The sequence below is a fragment of the Candidatus Schekmanbacteria bacterium genome, from assembly GCA_016219965.1.
Lineage (GTDB): Bacteria > Schekmanbacteria > GWA2-38-11 > GWA2-38-11 > J061 > JACRJM01.
The window spans coordinates 363,883-385,203 of sequence record JACRJM010000004.1 but is presented as its reverse complement, the minus strand read 5'-3'; the positions used below and the strand labels follow the sequence as shown (position 1 = coordinate 385,203).

Annotated in this window: 19 protein-coding genes; 7 read left to right on the top strand and 12 right to left on the bottom strand. The window is 38.8% G+C overall.

The window, feature by feature from the left end; translation table 11 throughout:
- Window positions 1-23: 23 nt before the first annotated feature.
- On the bottom strand, window positions 24-1,850 hold the full coding sequence (locus tag HZA77_07080) for a long-chain fatty acid--CoA ligase (protein ID MBI5375181.1): 1,827 nt from the start codon (window positions 1,848-1,850) through the stop codon (window positions 24-26).
- A 132-nt stretch (window positions 1,851-1,982) separates the two neighbouring features.
- Between HZA77_07080 and HZA77_07075 the strand changes: the two genes are divergently transcribed.
- Window positions 1,983-2,336 (top strand): PilZ domain-containing protein, encoded by a 354-nt coding sequence (locus HZA77_07075; protein ID MBI5375180.1) that lies wholly within the window; start codon window positions 1,983-1,985, stop codon window positions 2,334-2,336.
- Window positions 2,337-2,462: 126 nt separating this feature from the next.
- Here the strand turns inward: HZA77_07075 and HZA77_07070 are convergent, their stop codons facing one another.
- The 6 genes from HZA77_07070 to HZA77_07045 all read right to left on the bottom strand — a co-directional run bounded on the left by HZA77_07070 (window position 2,463) and on the right by HZA77_07045 (window position 10,747).
- Complete coding sequence (locus HZA77_07070; GenBank protein ID MBI5375179.1) at window positions 2,463-4,859, bottom strand: PKD domain-containing protein; 2,397 nt, start codon at window positions 4,857-4,859, stop codon at window positions 2,463-2,465.
- 404 nt (window positions 4,860-5,263) lie between these two features.
- Window positions 5,264-6,136, bottom strand: coding sequence for a helix-turn-helix transcriptional regulator (locus HZA77_07065; protein ID MBI5375178.1), 873 nt, complete (start codon window positions 6,134-6,136; stop codon window positions 5,264-5,266).
- Window positions 6,137-6,482: 346 nt separating this feature from the next.
- Complete coding sequence (gene greA, locus HZA77_07060) at window positions 6,483-6,956, bottom strand: transcription elongation factor GreA (protein ID MBI5375177.1); 474 nt, start codon at window positions 6,954-6,956, stop codon at window positions 6,483-6,485.
- 28 nt (window positions 6,957-6,984) lie between these two features.
- A complete protein-coding gene (locus tag HZA77_07055) occupies window positions 6,985-7,734 on the bottom strand; it encodes an ABC transporter ATP-binding protein (GenBank protein ID MBI5375176.1) in 750 nt (249 codons plus the stop codon).
- 10 nt (window positions 7,735-7,744) lie between these two features.
- Window positions 7,745-8,527 (bottom strand): ABC transporter permease, encoded by a 783-nt coding sequence (locus HZA77_07050; protein MBI5375175.1) that lies wholly within the window; start codon window positions 8,525-8,527, stop codon window positions 7,745-7,747.
- 108 nt (window positions 8,528-8,635) lie between these two features.
- On the bottom strand, window positions 8,636-10,747 hold the full coding sequence (locus HZA77_07045; protein ID MBI5375174.1) for a sulfatase-like hydrolase/transferase: 2,112 nt from the start codon (window positions 10,745-10,747) through the stop codon (window positions 8,636-8,638).
- A 229-nt stretch (window positions 10,748-10,976) separates the two neighbouring features.
- Between HZA77_07045 and HZA77_07040 the strand changes: the two genes are divergently transcribed.
- From HZA77_07040 to HZA77_07030, 3 genes are read left to right on the top strand one after another with little or no spacing between them, the layout of a single operon-like run.
- Window positions 10,977-12,404 carry a sulfatase gene (locus HZA77_07040; GenBank protein MBI5375173.1) on the top strand — a complete coding sequence of 476 codons (1,428 nt, stop codon included), beginning with the start codon at window positions 10,977-10,979 and terminating at the stop codon, window positions 12,402-12,404.
- Entirely contained in the window at window positions 12,404-13,216 is an 813-nt protein-coding gene (locus HZA77_07035; protein MBI5375172.1) for a CDP-alcohol phosphatidyltransferase family protein, read from the top strand. The genes HZA77_07040 and HZA77_07035 overlap by 1 nt, the downstream gene beginning before the upstream one ends.
- A 25-nt stretch (window positions 13,217-13,241) precedes the next feature.
- The gene (locus HZA77_07030; GenBank protein ID MBI5375171.1) at window positions 13,242-14,219 is read left to right on the top strand and encodes a glycosyltransferase family 2 protein; all 978 of its coding nucleotides are present in this window, start codon (window positions 13,242-13,244) and stop codon (window positions 14,217-14,219) included.
- Between the two features lie 65 nt (window positions 14,220-14,284).
- On the opposite strand, the gene HZA77_07025 is transcribed toward HZA77_07030, so the two are convergent.
- The 5 genes from HZA77_07025 to HZA77_07005 all read right to left on the bottom strand — a co-directional run bounded on the left by HZA77_07025 (window position 14,285) and on the right by HZA77_07005 (window position 18,000).
- The gene (locus HZA77_07025; GenBank protein ID MBI5375170.1) at window positions 14,285-15,316 is read right to left on the bottom strand and encodes an Ig-like domain-containing protein; all 1,032 of its coding nucleotides are present in this window, start codon (window positions 15,314-15,316) and stop codon (window positions 14,285-14,287) included.
- 5 nt (window positions 15,317-15,321) lie between these two features.
- On the bottom strand, window positions 15,322-15,867 hold the full coding sequence (locus tag HZA77_07020) for a pyridoxamine 5'-phosphate oxidase family protein (protein ID MBI5375169.1): 546 nt from the start codon (window positions 15,865-15,867) through the stop codon (window positions 15,322-15,324).
- Between the two features lie 222 nt (window positions 15,868-16,089).
- Window positions 16,090-16,350, bottom strand: a complete 261-nt coding sequence (locus HZA77_07015; GenBank protein MBI5375168.1) for a sulfurtransferase TusA family protein — start codon at window positions 16,348-16,350, stop codon at window positions 16,090-16,092.
- Window positions 16,351-16,510: 160 nt separating this feature from the next.
- The gene (moeB, locus tag HZA77_07010) at window positions 16,511-17,323 is read right to left on the bottom strand and encodes a molybdopterin-synthase adenylyltransferase MoeB (protein MBI5375167.1); all 813 of its coding nucleotides are present in this window, start codon (window positions 17,321-17,323) and stop codon (window positions 16,511-16,513) included.
- 107 nt (window positions 17,324-17,430) lie between these two features.
- The gene (locus HZA77_07005; protein MBI5375166.1) at window positions 17,431-18,000 is read right to left on the bottom strand and encodes a rubrerythrin family protein; all 570 of its coding nucleotides are present in this window, start codon (window positions 17,998-18,000) and stop codon (window positions 17,431-17,433) included.
- Window positions 18,001-18,505: 505 nt separating this feature from the next.
- Here HZA77_07005 and HZA77_07000 point away from each other — a divergent pair.
- The 3 genes from HZA77_07000 (at window position 18,506) to hybB (ending at window position 21,317) form a co-directional block, all read left to right on the top strand.
- Window positions 18,506-19,231, top strand: a complete 726-nt coding sequence (locus tag HZA77_07000; GenBank protein MBI5375165.1) for a hypothetical protein — start codon at window positions 18,506-18,508, stop codon at window positions 19,229-19,231.
- 82 nt (window positions 19,232-19,313) lie between these two features.
- Window positions 19,314-20,081, top strand: a complete 768-nt coding sequence (locus HZA77_06995; GenBank protein MBI5375164.1) for a 4Fe-4S dicluster domain-containing protein — start codon at window positions 19,314-19,316, stop codon at window positions 20,079-20,081.
- 21 nt (window positions 20,082-20,102) lie between these two features.
- Window positions 20,103-21,317, top strand: coding sequence for a Ni/Fe-hydrogenase cytochrome b subunit (gene hybB, locus HZA77_06990; GenBank protein ID MBI5375163.1), 1,215 nt, complete (start codon window positions 20,103-20,105; stop codon window positions 21,315-21,317).
- Window positions 21,318-21,321 lie beyond the last annotated feature (4 nt).

Sequence of the window (21,321 nt, the reverse complement as noted above, 5' to 3'; positions counted from 1 at the left end):
GTATTTAAATGTCAATCCTAAACTCAATCAAACCCTTCATAGATACTTTCTATAAGATATCCGTACTTTTCAGATATGATTTTTCTTCTTAGTTTAAGTGTAGGTGTAAGCTCTCCCCCTTCCACAGAGAAATCATTTTCTAACAGTCTGAAGCTTTTTATTTTCTCATGGCTTTCAAGATTACGGTTAATATCTGATATAAGAGATTTGTATAGTGCCGTAACAGACTGGTTATTTAAAAACTCATTATTATTGAGAGCACTGAGTCCAAGCTGCTGCGCCTTCCCGGATATAAATTTTTTCTCGGGTACTATAAGAGCAGAAATGAATTTCCTTCCGTCTCCAATTATTGCAGCATTTGCAATCATGCTGTTTTCTGTCAGCAAATGTTCCAATTTTTGTGGAGCTACGTACTTGCCGCTCGATGTCTTTATAAGCTCCTTAATCCTGTCATTTATTGTAATGTAGCCGTCTGTGTCTATAAAACCAGCATCCCCTGTATGAAGCCATCCTTCTTTGTCTATAACCTCTGATGTTGCAGTTTCATTCCTGTAGTAACCTTTCATTATCATGGGCCCGCGGATAAGGATCTCATTGTTCTCAGCGATTTTAATTTCTGCGCCTTCAACCGCCTCCCCCACTGTTCCTATCTTTATTCTATCCTTTCTGTTCAGAGTTACTGCACAGCAAGTTTCAGTAAGGCCATATCCTTCCTGTATTACAAGCCCAAGGTTCCTGAAGAAAGTTGCAACATCCCTGCGCAGCGGTGCACCTCCGGATATCAGTATCCTGATATTCCCGCCCAGTTTTTCCCTGATCCTTGAGTAGATAAGTCTGTCAGCTATGAAGTGTAATACCCTCAGCAAAAGTGCAGGAACTTCACCTCTATCAGCTGCGCTGTTCCATCGCTCTCCGATCCTAATTCCCCATTCAAGAAGTGCCTTTGCATACCCATCTTTAGCAGCATCACGAATCGCAGAATAAAGTTTGTCATAAACCCTTGGCACACCTACGAGAAGAGTCGGTTTTATTTCAACAAGGTTTTTTGCCAATGCCTCCATTGTTTCAGAATAGGCAATAGTTCTTCCGCTAAATATTATGAAGTAGTCAACAAGACGTGCAAGGACATGGCTTAATGGAAGAAAGGATATTATGCTGTCATTCTCTTTGGTTTCTATCGCCTTATAAAGACCATCTATTTCTGAAACTATATTTCTGTTTGTTATAACGACACCCTTTGGCTGTCCTGTCGTGCCTGATGTATATATTATCGTTGCATCATCATCTGCACTTATTAGCAAGGCTGCTTCATCGATTGAGAACTCACCTTTCTCAACTTCAGCAAGTCCCATCCTGTAAACGGAGTCGTAAAAAAACAAATTAGGTATTTCCTTTCCAATATCATTAGGCTTCTCTGCAATAATAAATTTAGTTTCTTTTAATACCTCTGAGTTTGTCTCCATTATCTTCCTGTATGACCTGTAATTCGAGAGAAGGAAGAATTTAGGAGCGCATTGATTGATTATGTAGGTCAGCTGTTCATTGGTAATGCTCTTATAAAGAGGAATATCAACAACCCCCAATGCCAGACATGCCAGATCACAGATTATCCACTCAGGTGAGTTAGCATGAATGATAGCAAGCCTGTCTCCTTTTGAAGCGCCGATTTTTTTAAGACCTGCCGCAAAAGCAGAAACACGAAGCAGGAATTCATTATAGCTGATAGAATGATATTTATTAACATGTTCATAAAGAAGCGCCGATTGCACTGCATGTTTTTTGGCAATGTTTATAAACCGTTTTATTGGAATGTCATTTAGAATCTGTGAATCGTTAATGTTTTTTTCCATATTATATACAGGGAAAGTTAATTATCAGAATTGGCAGGTAATATAGATGATAAGAAGGTTTCTGAAAAGAAGTTTTTTAAAATTGCTCGATATTGTTGACAAAACTTGGATATGACAAGTAAAATAACTATTATGGATTTTCCAAAAACAGAATCGCATGACCGCAGAAGATATCCGCGTATTAAATCAATCAACCTGTTGTACTATAATTTCTTTGACCAGAAGGAATTTGACAAACGTCAGGGAATAGCAAAGACGGTAGATATAAGTGAATGCGGAATGCTTATTGAATGCGGTTATCCATTCCCTCTTCACTCGATTTTGGAAATCTCTGTAGCCCTTGGAGAAAAGCTTATCTCAGTCAAAGGGGAAGTTGTAAGGGCTATGATTACTGAAGAAAAAACATACCTCCTCGGACTTGAGCTCACACCGCTCTCAGAGGCGGATAAAGAGGAAATGATAAAGTATATCAAGGGAAATCTTTAAAATCCTTCAGTTCTACAGAATTGACAGGCTTTTTCTAAAATAAACCCAAATAAAATAAAAAAGAGCCGGTATTTTTTTATACCGGCTCTCTTGTTTATATATTCTTGTTACTTTAAATCAGACCTCTTAATCGCAGTAGTTTGGATCAAGCGGATCAAGACTGTCAATCCAAGCGCCTATTCTTGCCACAGCGTCAGCTGGTACTCTGGCACCTGACGGAGGCATATCGCCGCTTGCAATCTCCTGATAGAGAAGGCTTGCCGCAGCGTCGCCGGGGACTATGTTTGGACCGTTAGGACCGGGTGTCGCTGTTGTTGCACAACTAGTAAGAGTCACACCGCCAAATGAGCCGTGACAGCCAACACAGTAGTGGTCAAAAACCGGCTGTACATCGCAGTTATAGGTCAAAGTTGAGCTCGCAGGATCAACTGTTATTGTCACAGATGCCTGAGCTGAACCGCCTGCATTGTCCGTTACGCGGAGCGTTGCAATGTAAGTCCCGTCACATGAATAGGTATGTGTCGGGTTTGCTATGTTGCTGGTCTTGCCGTCGCCGAACTGCCAGTAGTAAGCATCTATTGTCCCGTCTGTGTCGCTCGCTGTTGATGTAAATGCAACTGCTAACGGCTCTAAACCTGATGTTGGCGTGGCAGTAACTGAAACTGTTGGAATCTGGTTAGGTGTCAGTATTTTCTGAATGCTCCCTCTCAATACGTTCAGAACACCACCGACATATTTCTGCTGTGTACAATCAACAATCAGATCATCTGTTTGCACTTTGCCTGAGCAACCATCCATCCTTGAAAGGAGTTTGTTAGCCTGGTCGAGGGCTTTGTTATAATCAACAGGAGTAGTTTTGGCAACCCATTTAGGTCCGTGGCAGGTGTAACAAGAAGGTCCGATATCACCCCTCAGATTCTCTCCGTGGCAACCTGCACAGTTTACTTCAGGATACCTAAAGCCCGGCCTGTGATATACGCCATTATTGTTTACAACATGCTTTGTGTCATAACCACCTGGGTTTTCTCCTATATCTTTACCATCATACTCACTTTTATTTTGAGCCCAGAGGTCCATATCTTCAAAACTTACGCCAAGGTATTTCCCTACATCTTTTACGTTTGTAAGAAGAGCACCGCGGCTTCCAGTACCTGATTTCAACGCTGAATCTGGAAGGTCATTGATTACATTAATTAGTCCTCTAATCTGGCTAATTAACCCGGGGGTGTAAATTTCAGTTGTATCCAGAACAGCTGATGGGAGTGTTCCTACTTTCGTGAATCCGCCGCTTACAAATATCCGTCCGTCATCAAACTGGATTCCGCTGAACTCGTCCCTGCCGTCCCTCATAAGACCGGAAAGAAGCCATATCCCTGTTTTGGGGTCATAGACTTCCGAGCTTGTCTGGAACATAGTTGGCCATCTTCTTTGCAGGTCTGTTGATACGCCGCCTGATATAAGGACATTGCCGTCAAGGAGAAGCTGTCCGCCAACATCTACTCTCTTTTTGTACATCGAACCTGTTGCAGAGAAAGTCCTTGTTGCAGGATCATAGATTTCGCACTCAGGACTAATGTTTCCCCTTTCCGTGTTATGTTGATCATTATAGTAGCTTCCCGGAATCAGTACCCTGCCATCCCTCATTTTAACGCCAACCTGTGCAAGATGTGGGAATAATGAAGGACCAACTGCTGTGAAACTGTTGTCTGCAGGATTGAATATCTCTGCCAGAGTTGTGGGCCATACAGTGCTGATACCGACTGTTCCGCCGGTAATTAAAACTGTTCCATCATTAAGAAGAGTTGCGCTATGGGCATTTCTCGGTGTTGTCATGTTGCCGACAACTGAGAATGTCCCTGTTGCAGGGTCATAAATTTCCGCAATTGACAACGGCAGTGTTACCGTTGAACTTGCACGGTCGCCGCCGCCTGCTACAAGCACCCTGCCGTCATTAAGGAGAGTTATTGTCGGGCTTCTGCGGGCAACGCTGATTGAACCTGTAAAGGTCCACGTGTTTGTTGCCGGGTCATAAAGCTCTGCACTTTTAAGAACATGAGAACCCACAGTCGTACCTGTTACCGCATCCCTTCCGCCTACTACGAGGACCTTGCCGTTATTCAATGTAACCTGGGCATGGGACCATCTCTTTATGTTCATAGGAGCCGCAGGCGTAATCGTGTTTGTTGCCGGGTCATAGATATCAACCGTTGCAGTAAAATCATAAAGCTTCCAGGCGCCGCCAGTGAGTAAAATTCTTCCATCCTGAAGCTTTGCAGTCCTGTGTATGAAACGACCCATACTCATGTTCGGACCTACTGTGAAATCGCCGCGGTCACAGGTTCCCGGCGCTTCTCTCACTATGTAAGTCGTATTTCCAATAAAATCATGACATCCAACACAGCCGTCAGGAGCACGACATACTGCGTTGCTTGTGTCACTGCTTAAAAGAAAAGCAGCAGATATCAAGGCAACGCCGAAACAAAAATAGATCATAATACTTTTAATCTTAATCCCCTTTATCATTTGTATCCCTTTCTCCTTAATGTGGAGTTAAAGTTACATTTTCGAAAAACTACGGTCAGTCAGTTTAAATTGAACCAACACTAGAAATCACGATGTTTCTGGAAAAGTCAGTTTTACTGTTTCTCACCCCCTTTCCAATAGCTCGTTGATATGAAAAAAGATATGCAACTTAAAAGTCTCTCAGAATTCTATGCTCTGCCTTCCATTAGAATCCAGACCAGTACCCATATATAGATGCTATAAACAAAGCACTTATTCAACCAGCGGATTGCTCTTCTCTTGCTCTAAATTGCTATAATGCAATAATGAGCAAAATCGCAAAACCAGCTTCAATACGCAAAACTATCACTGTGTTAAGTAGAGCCATGTCATAACTTGCAGAATATGCTCTTTAGGATCAGTCTTTATGGGCAGATTGATAAAAGGATTTGCTCTATGTTCTCGCAGAACAATGCTACAGCCAGTATTTTAAACGCTATGCGCCTAAAGTTCCCGGGAGAAACATTCAGATGGTCTTTGAAAAGACTTGTAAAATGAGACAATGAGTGAAACCCTACCTCAAAGGCAACTTCTGCGATTGAAAACTTTTTATCTTTTAACAGCTCTTTGGCTTTCTCTATCCTTACATTGTTTAGATAGTCCTTAAAACAAATCCCTTCACTCTTCTTAAAGATTCGGCAGAAATGAAATTTGCTTATGCAGGCAATACCTGCAATATCAGCCAATGCAAGAGGATCGCTGTAATTGTCTTCAATATAAGCTTTTGCCCGCTCTATTCTATTATCATCATTTAGATTTAGGTTATCTGTATTGTCTGTGTTATTATTATTTATTGATATCTCTTTAAGATGGCGCAGAGAAGAATAGTTATATCTCCTCTCTCTGTTTTTGGGAGTGTTACAGAAAAGAGCGCTGATTTTGTTGATAGCCCTTTCAAGGGCTATGGATTTTTCAAAAGGCTGCTCTAAAACATCTCTTACCCCATGTCTGAAAAGATTTAACAATGTTTCCTTGGGGATTTCTTCACATAGTGTAACAATTACTGTCTGAGGAATAATGCTTTTAATCTTTTTAATACATTCAACACAATGGTCAGATATAACGCGCTTTTGAAAAACTATCATAGACAGATTGCTTACAGAAAGAGCGCCTTCAAGACAGAGACCGCTTTCCTCAACAAAAAATTCATGCTGGTCATTCAAGGCATTTATCTGGGGATAAAATCTCTTAAGCTCATCTCCCACAAAGATAACCCGCAGTTTTCTGTTGCTTTTCATCCCCTCACCTCTTTTCTCTGTAGAAAGGACATGACTAGTACAGCGCAAAACACGCATTATTTTTAAGCAATAGAGTAAGAGCAGGAATATGATCTAATAAAACATCATGAATATGGATTCAACGAACGCTCATTTAGGATATAAGCAAAGAATGTGCCATTCGAAATGATTTAAATAAAAAGCAATGTTTCAATAAGTTATAAACCTGCAAGAATAGAAAAAGATAAAAAGTGTCAGCTTTTCAGAACACTTTTTTGATGATTCACTTAACCATTTGATTTGTAAAGAAAATTTTTGTTCAAATTCCCGACAGTTTTTAACTGTTCAGGATTGATCAGTTTTAAACTTATTCACCAAAATATATATTTTTAATCTCATATTCAAAAATGCCCCCCGGAGCATTGACTTTTACAACTTCTCCTATTTCCCGTTTAAGTAATGCTCTGGCTATTGGGGAATTAATGGATATTAGTCCTCTCTCAATGTCGGTTTCATATTCACCTACAAGTGTATAAACACGTTTCTCTCCGCTATCAACATTTATGAGATCCACAGTCGCACCAAATATAACAGACTCCGAATCGAGCCCTTTCGTATCTATTATCTGAGAACTGCTTAATGCTCCTCGAAGTTCATTTATTCTTCCTTCGATAAAAGACTGTTTTTCTTTTGCCGAATGGTATTCCGCATTTTCTTTTATATCTCCATGAGCTCTTGCTTCAACGATATCCTGAACAATCTTCGGACGATCAACTTTTTCCAGCAGTTCAAGCCTTTTTTGAAGTTCCTCGTACCCTTTTTTTGTTATAGGTTTCCTCATTCATTGTCTCCTGACATTCAGTTAAGTTTTAAACCGTGCATCTTAAATATTCTTCAATTATTTTGTTGGCATCTCCGGATGCCTTAATAAATCCATTCTCTATCCACAAAGCGCTTGTAGAAAATTTTGTGACCATGGACATATCATGGCTTACGATTACTATTGTTTTTCCCATCGATATGAATTCACTTATCTTGATCTTGCATTTCTCGCGGAACGCAGCATCACCCACTGCAAGAACTTCATCAATAATGAGTATATCCGCGTCAACATGGGCAGCTATGGAAAATCCAAGCCTTGCGCGCATCCCGGATGAATAGTTTTTTACCTGCAAATCCAGGAATTTCTGAAGCTCTGCGAATTCTACAATACTGTCAAATCGCTCCCTGATTGTTGAAAGCTTGAGCCCAAGAATTGCACCGTTAAGAAATATGTTCTCCCTGCCGGTAAGCTCCGACCTGAATCCTGCACCAAGTTCTAAAAGCGCTGATATGACACCTTCAGTTCTTATGCTCCCCTCATCAGGGATAAGAGTTCCTGCAATCATCTTAAGCAGAGTACTTTTACCTGCACCATTCTTCCCAATGATGGAAATTATCTCTCCCTTTTTAATAGTAAGGTTTACATCGCGAAGGGCCCAGAAATCTTCTTTTTTATCATTTGACCTCAGCATATTGAGAACTAAGGTTCGTACAGTACCTGATCTTTGTTTTATCTTGTGGTTTAGAGTGAACTTAATCCCCAATCCCTTTGCTTCTACAGCAATATTATTGTTCATAGCGTTACGCTCATATAAATTTAAGCATTATTCTTTCATTTCTTAAGAAGAAAGCCATGCCGCTGAAATATATCAGGAGGGTCACAACTCCGGTAAAAATCATATATTGCATTTCAGGAGGTGGTGTACCGAGAAATACCGTCCTGTAAAGACTCACAAAGACGGCCATTGGATTGAGCATATAATAATGGTATATTTTTGCAGGTACTTTAGAGTATGGATAAATAACCGGGGTGAGATAAAACCATAACCTCATAATAACACCTTGCAACCTCTGCACATCAGTAAATAGAACGTTTAGATGCGAAATAAATAAACATACACCGTAAATAAAAAGAAACTGGAAAAAAAGGATAAGCGGAAAAAGGAATATATTTGCCGTAAATGAAACTTGATAGTACATGATGAAAAGAAGGAGAAAGATAAGACTTAGCAAAAGTTCAATCATTCTCGCAATCACATCTGCAAGAGGGAATAGTTCCCGCGGCATTTTTACTTTTCTTATGAGATTAAAATTCCTCGTCAGCGAAGTAACTCCTGTAGTTGTGGATATTTGAAGGAAATTCCATGAAAGTATCCCTGTAAGAAGAAAAACCGAATAATTCTCAACTTTAAATTTCACGATCACAGAGAACACAAACAAATAAATCAACATGCTCAAAAGAGGCTCAAGCAGTGACCAGAAATAACCAAGAACTGACCCCAGATACTTTTCCTTGAGGTTTGCAGTAACTATGATCCTCAGAAGGTCATTATATTTGATGAGCATCTTTATTCTTGAAAACACATTCATATTTTAATTAAATCTCCGCCAGATTAGTTAGCATAAGGGAAATTTATAACAGCAAATATCCGCTTAGTCAAAAAGGATTTGAACACTGCAATTGAAACAGGCAAGACATTACTGAACATATCCAAGCGATTTGAGCACCTTTGCCTTTTCGTCTGAAACTTTTTTGCCGGGTTTTACTTGTGCAGGTTTATATTTATTTTTCCATTCCTCAAGTTTGCCGGTAAGATTCGCTACAACATCAGAATGTTTATCAGCTACATTGTTCACTTCGTACCTGTCAGTCTTTGCATCAAAAAGTTCAATACCGCGTATTTCATTTATTAAAAGCCTCCAATCTTTTGTCGTAACTGAATATTCAGGAACTTTTAAAAACTGGACTTTCTGTTTTTCGTCAAAGTCACGTCTCTGGCCAAAAAGCGCTTCCTTTGGCAAATACTGTTCTCCACGAAGAAGAGGAGCAAAGCTTTTTCCATCACATTTGAATTCGCCGCGCCCGCCAAACAAATCAGTAATAGTTGGAGCAATATCAACACTTTCAACAAGCTCATCGACAACTCTTCCCCCCTTAAGCATACCATCCCATTTTATGATAAGAGGGATATACATATTCCCTGAATTCAGAGTTTCACCATGGTCATAAACATAATTGAATTTATCCAGCAGTTCATTAAGGGCCTCTCCATGGTCAGCAGTAATTATTATTAATGGCGCTCCGGATTCTTGCGGGATTTTCTTTTCAATATACCTTACAAGCCTGCTGACATATAAATCAGTATAGTTTATTTCCCCGTCGTAGAGAGAGCTCATATAATCAGTTCGCTCAATCGAGAATTTTTTCTTGTCGTTTATGAAGCCGTGGTCTTTATTTTTTTTAATATAACCCTTAAAACCGGAATTGAATTTTGAATTGTATTTCTTTGGAGGAACATATGGCCAGTGAGGATCCCAGAAATGAACCCACATAAAAAAATCCTTGTCATAATTTCTGTCTATCCATACCTTTGCACGGTTGTAAGCATTGTGTGCGTTAAATTCCTCATGCTTCATTTTGGTTTTATCCTTCATGCTGTTGAAAGGATAGTTTTCATAATCAAATGCAGGCCAGCCGAGAGCCTCCGGATAAAGCAATACCCTGCTCGTAATCGCCGCAGTTGCAACTCCGTTCTTTCTAAACCAATCCTGCAGGTAACTAAGAGAAGGGTTTGAAACATCCATCCCATTTTTCAAAAGACCGTGCGTCCTCGGATATGCCCCTGTCATAATGGATGTATGGGCTGGATCGGTTGTAGGCATATCTGTATAAGCCTTAGCAAATATTATACCCTCACTTGCTATTTTTTTAAGTTCCGGAGTTGTTTCTTTATTGTAATTATATCCGGGGATGCTTAGATGATCACCTCTTGTTGTATCCATTGTAATAAGAATAATGCGTTTGTGAGGTTTCTTTGCCTCTTCTTCTAAATGAATTCTGCCAACATAAGAAGCAGCAATATATGCACAGGGAATCAATACAATTGCGAGCACTGCTAAAATAACTTTTAGCTTATTATGGCTAAAAATAAATTTAGCCAGAAAAAACATCATTGCGAAGGAAAAAATTATATATATGGCTATAGCGGCAAAAGACAGCGGGCCATAGGGTTCAAGACTGATTAGTGAAAATTTAGGTAATGCAGAAACAAAGGCAAAAGTTAAAAAAGAAAGATGAAATACAATATTTATTTCTTTCCCATTTTTAATTTTAAACGCCAGGAGCCACGACAGAACCGCTCCTACTATAAAAAACGATATAGAATAACAGAGAAAAAGAAAAAGGATCCTTGTTATTATTATATCCCAGTCAGGTGTGATAGCTGTGAAATGGACCATCTGGAAGATTTGCGGGTCATAGAGAGCGTCATAGACTCCCAACATAATCCCGCCGATAAGGAAAAGAAGTCCTCCTGTAAAAATATTGATATATATGTTATTTAATCCAGCAACGAATGGCTCGCATGTCTTTCTTATTACATTGTAAAGCCATAAACCATTACCTGAGATCAATTGTCTAATCAGTAAAACAACTGCAACTACCCTGATTATGTTTGCGTAAGATAAACTAATCTTAATTCCCAATAGCTTTAAATTGTCACCATTACTGAAAATACTATAGATTAGGGCAATAATTAAAACAGCACTAACGATGTTTAAAATTCTACCTACAACTTTTTTGACATTCATTCTCTTAATTACCTTTTGTTAAATTGCGCAGAATATTTTTTCCATTGAACTCTTTGATTATATTCAATTCTAATTTTCTTATACAACCCAACTAAGATTACTATTAAAATAAAACTGCTTTTGACTCAACCGCAGATTGTTGGTATAAGAAATGATTACAGTTTTTCTACTGGTATTCGCAGCACAAACTGATGCCATACCATTAACTTTAAAATAAGGTTTTCATAAAATGAAGCGGAATGTCAAATTGTTATTTATATTTTTTCCCATACTGTTCTCCATAGTTCAATGTTCTCCCCCAAAAACCAATGAGCTAAACGTTATAATAATATCAATTGATGCTCTCAGGAGTGATCATATATCAGGGTATGGATATAGCCGTCAAACTACCCCTAACATAGACGCTTTTCTCAAAAAATCAACAATATTCACTGAAGCTGTTACTACTTATCCCAAAACAGCAGCAAGCATGGCGTCAATGCTGACAGGTCTTTATCCTTATCATCATGGTGTAAGAAAGAATGCCGGCGACAAGCTGAGTAAAAGCATTAATACTCTTCCTCAATTATTAAAAGATTATGGATACACAACAGCCGCATTTGTAAGCAATGTTGTCCTCAGGGCGAAGTTGTGCGGATATAATAAAGGGTTTGATCTTTATGATGACACTTTAACTTCCAAGGAACTGAACAGAGATTTTTTTGAAAGAAAGGCTGATGATATGTTTGCAACCACATCATCCTGGCTTAAAAAAAACAAAGACAAGAAATTTTTCCTCTGGGCACATTTTATAGATCCCCATGGCCCCTATACTCCACCAGCGCCATATGACACGCTCTTTAAAGCTTCTGATAAAAAGCCGGTTGATATGAATCTTATACCTGCATATCAGAGAATTGGGAATAACAACGATGCAAATAGTTATATTGATCTTTACGATGGTGAAATAGCATATATGGACTATAACGTGGGACAGTTGTTGAAAACTATTGATGACCTTGGGTTGAAGAACAAGACTATCATAATATTCACTGCAGACCATGGAGAAAGCCTCGGCGAGCATAATGATTACTTCGAACATGGCAGGCGTGTTTATGAATCATGTGTCAGAATTCCATTGGCTATCAATCTCCAGGCAATTATTCCTGAAGGAAGGAAAATTGATAGCGAGGTGCAGATTATTGATATCTTCCCAACCATCCTTGATATGCTTAATATCAGAAAAGCTGATGACATTGACGGGAAAAGTCTGCTGCCGGTTATTAGAGAAAAGAATCCGGTTAGAGAATATGCTTTTCTGGAATCATTTAACCAGTACAAGCCGCCTACTGTTCCAAAAAACATCGCGTTTTATAAAGCCATCAGGACACCAGATTGGAAATTTACTGTCTCGATAGACAAGTCAGGTAAAATTGTAAACGAAGAATTATTTAATCTGAAAAATGACCCTGATGAAACTAAGAATATTGCTGAAAAAAACAATAATGAAAAAACTACGATGAGAAAAGAATATGACAAAATGATTGATTCACAGAAAAAAAATCTGTTAGAAAGAATGCTTCTTTTATTTGGTTTTGGAAAAGAAAAGAAAGAAACTGTTAAATCCATAGAGAAGAACGATATAAAAGCTCTGAAGAGCCTTGGGTATGTTCAATAATGACAAGCAACACTAAGCAAAAATATACATATAAAGATATTAAAGCGACATATAAAACCGCAGATGCTGTGTGGACCGTCTTTGCAGTGGATCCTTTGGTAACTCCAATAATATATCTTGTTTCCAATTTTACAAAGCTTTCTCCAACTTTTTTCACATTCCTGGGTTTGTTTCTTTCAGCAATATCATCATCCTGCTTTATACAGGGAACAAAACCATATCTTATTGCAGGCGCTATTTTATTTGAACTCGCATTCTGGAGCGACTGCATAGATGGAAAATTAGCAAGACTAACCGGGAATTCCTCAGCAGGAGGAGCATTTTTCGAACTTCTTTTTGACCAGTTCCGGCTGCTGTTGATTGTTTTAGGAATCGCATATGGACAGTTCAGGATTACAGGGGATTATGTTATAATAATAATGAGCCTTGTATATATCATATTTCATTTCTTCTGGATGTCTTTATGGTATATTTATACAAAAGCAAACAAGATACGGCTGCTAAAATATAACCCCAGTTATACTGAAGATCCCACATTGTCTTTCAAAAAGAAGCTTATAATGAAAAATATCAAGCCAAAAGGATTAAGAAATATTATTGGCTTCTATGCTCTGAAGCACAGAGTCCTCTCAAGATATAGCTCTGTAGAGATAGACACTATTGTATTTATATTCGCACCTATATTCCTTGAACCAAAAACAGGATTTATCATTGGCATAATTTTATGGACTGCTTTAACTATTTTCAAAGTACTGGATTTCAGCTTAACCATAAACAAACCGCCTAAGTTCATGGATGAATCTGAAACCTGAAACAAACATAAAATCTTTTAATATAATGAATAAAAAAATCTTGGTAAGCGTCATTGTCTGCACATATAACCGCGCACAGCTTTTCAAAAACTTCCTTGAATCTTTTTTCTCTCAGGAAGGGGATTTCCCTGACTGCGAACTTATTATAGTTGATAACAATTCAAGAGATGAGACCAAAAAAGTCTGTGAGGAATACGAGACGAACAAGAAGATAAATGTGAAATACCTGTTTGAAACAAAGCAGGGTCTCTCCTATGCAAGGAACCTGGCGGTACAAAATGCCTCAGGTGATGTATTGGCTTTTATAGATGATGATGTATCGGTTGACAGTAAGTGGCTTAATATGGTGAAAAAACTTTCGGATTCCTACATGCAATATGCTGCTTTCGGAGGCAAAATAGTTCCTCTATGGGAAAATATGAAACCAAAATGGGTCAGCTTTGAAGGGAAATATCCGGTAATCCAGAGTGTCTTTCCTTCCCATGATTACGGAGATGAGATATGTGAATACCCTATAAAAACCCAGAAAAATCCAATAGGTGCCAATATGATATTCAGGAAGTTTGTATTTGAAAAATACGGATATTTCAGAGAAGATCTTGGCGTTTACGGCACTCAGAATAAAAGTTGCGGATTATGTGAAGATACTGAATTTGTATGGAGGATCTTGGGTAAAGGAGAAAAAGCCCTTTATTATCCTCCTGCAGTTATTTATCACTATGTACCTTCAGAGCGCTCATCCAAAACATATATAAAGAACTGGTATTACCGTTTGGGTGGTTCATTAACGCGGATAAAGCACAACTACTATGACAAGGAAAACTATGTAAGGCTTTGGGGAACGCCGCTTTGGGCTTTTAGAAAACTTGTTAAGCCGGCTTTTTTACTTATATTTTCCGGAAACTCTGAAAAAAGATTTTTCTACAAGCTATATTTCTATAGAATGCTTGGGAGTATATCAGAGTTTTCTTACCATTTCATGAATAAAGAAAAAAGAACATAAAGCATAATCTGAAAAAAGTAAAAACGCATTATAACCTCTCGCAGATATTCTGCTTAATCTTAAATCTAAGGTTCCGTCGGCAAAACTGCATTTATAATGACTTGCAACTTTGCAGACCTCACTCCTTTCTTCGTACTCTTAAAAACTATCTCCCCTATGTTTTGTCCTGGTTGAAGTGTCCCCGTATCGATGATAGAAAGAGTCACATTGGATGATGGTGTCGTATCGCTGATAGGATCAATGTTTATCCATGAAGGAATCTTTGAAACCTGCCATCCTATTCCATCTCCTGAACTAGACAGTACAGAAAACTGACGGTTATAATTTAAATCCTGACCGATTGTAACAGTTCCAAGATTAACGAGAGGTTCTATTCCAGAAAGTATTAGTTTATCAATTACCTTAACCGTTGAAACACCTTCCCTGGTTTTATCAAACTCACTTCTCGCAACGATAGTAATATCACCTTTAGGTTTTGAAGAAGGAGCTGTATAAGTTACTTTTTTCCCAGACGATGGTTTTATCTTACCTGCTTTATCACCATCTGGTTCTTCTCCATTTAAAAGGAGATGCCACGTAACATCAGAGCTAGCACTTCCTTTCTTAGTAACTGAAGCCGTTAATGTCTGTTTCTTATTAAACAAGATGTTAAAACTAGATGGCTTAACAGACACATTAAGCACAGCCGGAAAATTATATACTGTCACCTTCTTTGAAGCAGTCTTAGAGTTGTTAGCAACACTTGTAGCCTTGATCTTAACATCAATTGCTTGTACTTCAACAGTAGAAGTAACACCAAGCTCTTCAGCTATAACTTTTGTGTAAGTAATTGCTGACGGAGCTGTATACAGTCCTGTTTCATCTATAGTTCCATTATCTATGCCATCAATGCCGCTTATTGACCATGTAACGTCTTTGGAAGTTTTTCCTGTTCTCTTTACAACAGCGTTAAATTGCAAAGTATTCCCAATTTGAACGCTTGAAGGTCCTGCTTTAATAGAAACTGATTTAACCTTTGATTCTGCATTATAAACAAAAAGAGAATTTACACATAAGAGCAAACCCAAAGTAAAAATAATCTTCCATGATTTATTCATTTATTTTACTCCCTATACCATGTGACATACCTGTAACCAGCTCTGAGATGCTGGTAAGTAGCTTTATCAGGTACGATTTTTATAAGTTTGTAATTAAAACTCTTGGGCAATTCCGTAATACCTAACTGCTTTAAAACATTTTCCGGTTTTATAACTCTTAAACCCTCTTCGAATACAGAAGGGTTTGAATCTCTGGTGCAAACTTCCGCAGTACCCCATACCTGAAGTCCTCTTGCACTAAAAAAATCTTCAAGAGGTTTATAAACTGAAGCAATGGAATATGAAACCTTTGGATTATCCTTCAGATTTGCAAATTTCCCGCCTCCCTCAGAGATTATATAAACATTCATCCCTTCGCTATGATATTCAAGAGGCGTCGAACGTGGAATATTATCCTTGCAGGTTGCAAGATGAAGTACATTATTTGCTGCAAGATAATGTTTAATTACCTTTTCTACCTCTTCAGCCGTAGGATTTTTAAGTTCAATTCCGCTTTTTTGAAATGCCGCAATTTCAAATTCAGTAGCTTTTGCAACAGTAACACGGGCCATAAACTACTCCTCCTATGATATTAAAGAGCTACTTCTTTTAGATTATAGCCAAAACAACTTTTTTCTCAATAGCAAATGAAAGAAAATTTACCATCTAAATATATTATTTTTGAAATATCAGAAATTTAGAAATAAGGAAGGGGCTTAAAGCTGCGAAGTTCCTTTAAGCCCCTTGAGTCACTCTCTAATGAGAGAGAATAGCCATTGTTATGTAAAGCCGTATTACTGTTTTTGTATTACAAGGCGGTATATATCGCCATTATGAGGTTCCAATGTTAAAACCTTATGCCCTTCTTCCTGAACGCTCCGTGGTACATTCTTTACCGGCTCACCTTCTTTGAGGAAGACTTCTAACACATCGCCTTCGCTAAGGCTTTCCAGTTTGAGCTTCGTTTTCACAAAAGTAATCGGACATGTATCTTTTGTAATATCTATTGTGTCTGTTATTAACAAGTCCTTTTTACCTTTCCTTTTTGGATTCATCCAGTAGCTTATTATTTATACCGAGGTATTGACTCTGTCAACCATAAATTTATTTTATTTTATTATACTTTATATATCAAAGAGTTAAACTACATTACTTCGTGTCTTTAAGTATTGCCGCTAGCTAATGAAATGCATATATGACACTAACTCCTTGAGTTCACGATTCATTTCTTATGCCGCAAAACTGGACATAGTCAACTAAGGCTTTGATAGTTGGTTTTTCTCCGCACAAAGGACAATCCGGATCTTTTCTTATCCTGACCTCACGAAACTCCATTGTAAGTGCGTCATACATTAAAAGTCTGCCTATAAGAGGTGAACCAATATCAAGCAAAACTTTTATTGTTTCAATAGCTTGAATAACACCAATTATCCCTGGTAACACTCCAAGCACTCCTGCTTCCTGACAACTTGGAACAGCACCTGGAGGAGGAGGCTCAGGATAAAGACATCTGTAGCATGGTCCGGCATCAGGCTTAAAAACTGTAGCCTGACCTTCAAAACGGAATATACTCCCATGAATATTTGTCTTTCGTGTAAGATAGCAGGCATCATTTATAAGATATCTCGTAGGGAAATTATCAGTCCCATCGAGAACAATATCATAATCTTTTATTATTCCCATTATATTAGATGAGTCCAGGCGCTCTTTGTAAGTTATCACATTTACATCATCATTTAACCCTAAAACAGTTTCCTTAGCGGATTCTACCTTAAGTTTACCAAGGTCATGGGTAGAATGAATAATCTGTCTCTGAAGGTTACTTAACTCCACTATGTCAGCATCTATAATACCTATTGTTCCAATGCCGGCTGCTGCAAGATAGTATATGGAAGGCGAACCAAGACCTCCGGCACCTACAACGAGAACTTTCGATTCAAGAAGTTTTTTTTGCCCTTTACCGCCAACTTCCGGCAATATTATATGCCTGCTGTAACGTTCAATCTGTTTTTCTGAAAAACCTGCCATAGATAACCCGGTTATTAGAGTTTGTTATAACTTAAGGAAACGGCTACAAACCACAATCTTTTATTTTTGTCAAGAGTGAGGCACTAAAACATATAACCTTATAGTAATCAATAATTCTCACTATGAATCTCAAAATAAGCCTTCGGATGTGAACATGCCGGGCATTTATCAGGTGCACTTGCAGAAGATTGAACGTAACCGCAGTTTCTGCATTTCCATGAGGTTTCGGTATTCTTTCTAAAAACCATGTCAGAGGCAATATTCTCTAGAAGTTTATTATAGCGTTTCTCGTGTTCTATCTCAACCCTTGCTATCATCAAGAATGCCTTTTTAACCTCCTGAAACCCTTCCTCGCCGGCAACTCTCGCAAACTCAGGGTAAAGCGTAGACCACTCCATCTTCTCTCCTTCGGCAGCAGCTTTCAGATTTGCCAGTGTATTTCCAAGTGAAACAGGATAAGAAGCATTTACAACAGCCTCCCCTTCTTCAAGTAGTCTAAAGAAAACCTTAGCATGTTCCTTCTCATTATCAGCTGTTTCCAAAAATATTGCTGATATCTGCTCATATCCTTCTTTCTTTGCAAGACTCGCATAATAAGTATAACGGTTTCGCGCCTGCGATTCTCCGGCAAACGCTGCAATCAGATTTTTTTCAGTCAATGACCCCTTAATTCCCATTTCTCAAATCCTCCTACGCATTTTCTATTAACAGTAAGTAATTAACCCGTATACAGTGGCCATTAAATTAATAGCGTTACTGAAGATAAACTGTCAAATCTTATTTTAGATGTTATTTGAAAAAATATACCAGAATATTTTCGTCATATCATATCTTCTGTCACTGTTTAAAATTTTCAAAGCCGATGGTGTTGAATTATTCAACTATCACTATATACAAATTCAACAGCAACTAACAATTTGAAATATCAAGTCATTAACGTACTTATTAAATTGTTGCTAAAATCATATGTAGAATTACTCAACACTTCTTCCTATTGAAAAAATCCATTCTCAGCAACACGACAATTCGTTTAATTTCTTAACACTTTGAATATCCATGGAAAAAAATGCTTTTGTATTCAACTTCTTTTCAGCAAACAGATTAGGCATGTTATTTGCACTATGTAAAAGCAGAAGCAGAAACAAATAACAACTTAAAATGGAGAGAAAGGAGGGGATTACAATGGTAGTATTACTCGTAGTAGCAACCATCATTATGTTTGTGCTGGTCGATCTTGCAATTCAGTCATATGAAGCAAAAAAACAGGGAAAACTTGTTTATGCAGGTGAGAAAAAAGCATTTGTCTCTGAAGAAATTCAACTGACAGGGTCAACAAGGGGAATAAGGGGATTCAGCGAGAACAGTTACAGAATCCCGATGGGAGTTTTTTTCCACAAGGGACATACATGGGCAAATATTCTTATTTCCGGATACGTTAAGGTTGGAATAGATGACTTTGCTCAGCGCAGTTTAGGGAGAATTAATGAAGTCGATCTTCCGCCTATTGGAAGAGAAGTAAAACAGGGTGAAAAGGTCTTTTCAATCAAACAGGGAAACAGAAAAGCGGTTTTTCAGTCACCTATAGACGGAGTTGTATGCAGTGTTAACCATATGTTGCTGGATCAGCCGGATGCAATTAAAAAGGATCCTTATACTTACGGTTGGCTCTGTGCCATAAAACCCAGCAACCTGAGTGAAAATATCAGGAGCATGAAAGTAGCTAAGGAAGCAGCTCTCTGGCTAAAGGGCGAAGTTCAGAGATTCAAAGAAACAATGATGGCAAGAAGCTTAGGACTTTGTCCTGACTTTGCTACGATTCAGGATGGCGGAGAGATTATTGACGGGCTTCTTGAATATCTCGATGACGAAAGCTGGGCTATTTTCGAGAAAAACTTTTTAAAGAGCTGAGCAGAATGAAAGACAGTGTTAATTGATGACCGGGCTTTTAGGAAACTGAGGAATATGCTGATAGGTGAAAGGAGGTGGCAAGATGAAGTCACTGTTGATTGACACCACAAAGTGTGTAGGATGCCTTGAGTGCGTTGGAGCATGCAAGAGGGCAAATAATCTCCCCGAAGGAGACACTGAAGAACTTTCATGGAAGACATATACAGTTGTAAAGGAATTCAAGGGGATCTATGTAAGAAAGTTGTGTATGCATTGCAGCAATCCAAGCTGTGCATCAGTATGTCCTGTCGGAGCTTTGCATAAGACAAGCGCTGGACCTGTTGTTTATGACGAGGATAAATGTATAGGCTGCAGATACTGCATGGTGGCCTGCCCCTTTAGTGTTCCAAAATATGAGTGGAGTAATCCTCTTCCGAGAATAAGAAAATGCATATTCTGTGCAGAAAGGCTTGCTAAGGGATTGCAGACTGCATGTGCTGAAGCCTGCCAGTATGGAGCGACAACATTCGGTGACAGGGAAGCGCTTCTTGAAGAAGGAAGATCAAGGATTGAAGCAGAGCCGGATAAATATATCAATCAAATATACGGAGAAAATGAAGTAGGAGGTACTTCTACGATGTTTCTCGCCGGAGTTTCTTTCAGCGAACTCGGGTTCAGGACAGACCTGGCAAAAGATCCTATGCCCATGCTTACATGGAAAGTATTATCCATGATTCCAGATATAGTAATCATGGGAGGAGTCATTATGGGCGGGATTGCCTGGTTAACAAACAGGAAAAACGAGGTGAGCTTACATGAATTGATGGAGAAAGATAAAGAAAAATCACTGAACAAAAAGGATAGCAAGTAGCAATAAACCATCTGGAGGTTGATGACCATGAAAACAATACAATTTCCCAAGCTTACATTCTGGAGGGGTGTTATAGCTGTCATCATGCTTCTTGGCATCTACTCTACGGGATACAGGTTCATAAAAGGGCTTGGAGCTTCTACAGCTCTGAGTGACCAGTTCCCGTGGGGCCTGTGGATAGGGTTTGATGTGCTTTGCGGTGTAGGCCTGGCTGCAGGCGGATTTACAATAACGGCTGCGGTCTACATATTTAACATGAAAAAATACAAACCCATAATAAGGCCCACTGTTCTGACTGCATTTCTTGGCTACATCCTTGTATCCACAGCCCTTCTTTATGACCTGGGGAAACCATACAATATCTGGCATCCTCTGGTTATGTGGAATCCGCATTCCGTAATGTTTGAGGTAGCATGGTGCGTAATGCTTTATTCCACTGTGCTTGCTCTTGAGTTTCTCCCCATAGTTTTTGAGAAGTTCAACATGGAACGTCCATCGCGTATACTGAGGAAGATTTCCATACCGCTCGTAATTACCGGGTTTCTTCTTTCCACTCTTCACCAGTCATCGCTTGGAACATTGTTCCTCATAGTTCCGGAAAAGCTTAACGGGCTCTGGTATTCACCGATTTTGCCGCTCTTTTTCTTTGTTTCAGCAATTGCGGCAGGATTGTCCATGGTAATATTTGAATCGTTCCTGAGTAACCGTTTTTTCAGGAAGGAACTTGAAATTGACCTTCTTGAAGGAATAAGCAGGGTAATAGTGGTAGTCCTTGGCTGCTATTTCGTATTAAAGATTCTGGATATCACCCATAGAGGGGTGCTACCTCTTCTTCTCGTCCCAGGAATGGAACGCTCGCTTTTCCTTGCAGAAATATTTATAGGCGTAATCATTCCTTTTATCCTGTTTGCAATGCCAAAGGTCAGGATTAACAAAAAAGGACTGTTTATATCAGCGTTCATGGTAGTAATAGGTTTTGTCATGAACAGAATGAATGTCAGTATCACCGGTATGGCTGCATCATCAGGGGTTGATTACTTCCCTACATGGATGGAGATATCAATAACAGCTTTCATCGTAGCAATAGGGTTTGTCGTATTTGCACTTGCAGTTAAGTATCTCACGATCTTTCAACCTGCAAAAAGTGAAGAGTCCACGGAAAAGTTTGAGGAATATACGACTGAATTTTTACAGGACGAAACTGCGGGGACAATCGCGTCCTATCCAAAAGTATAAAGCT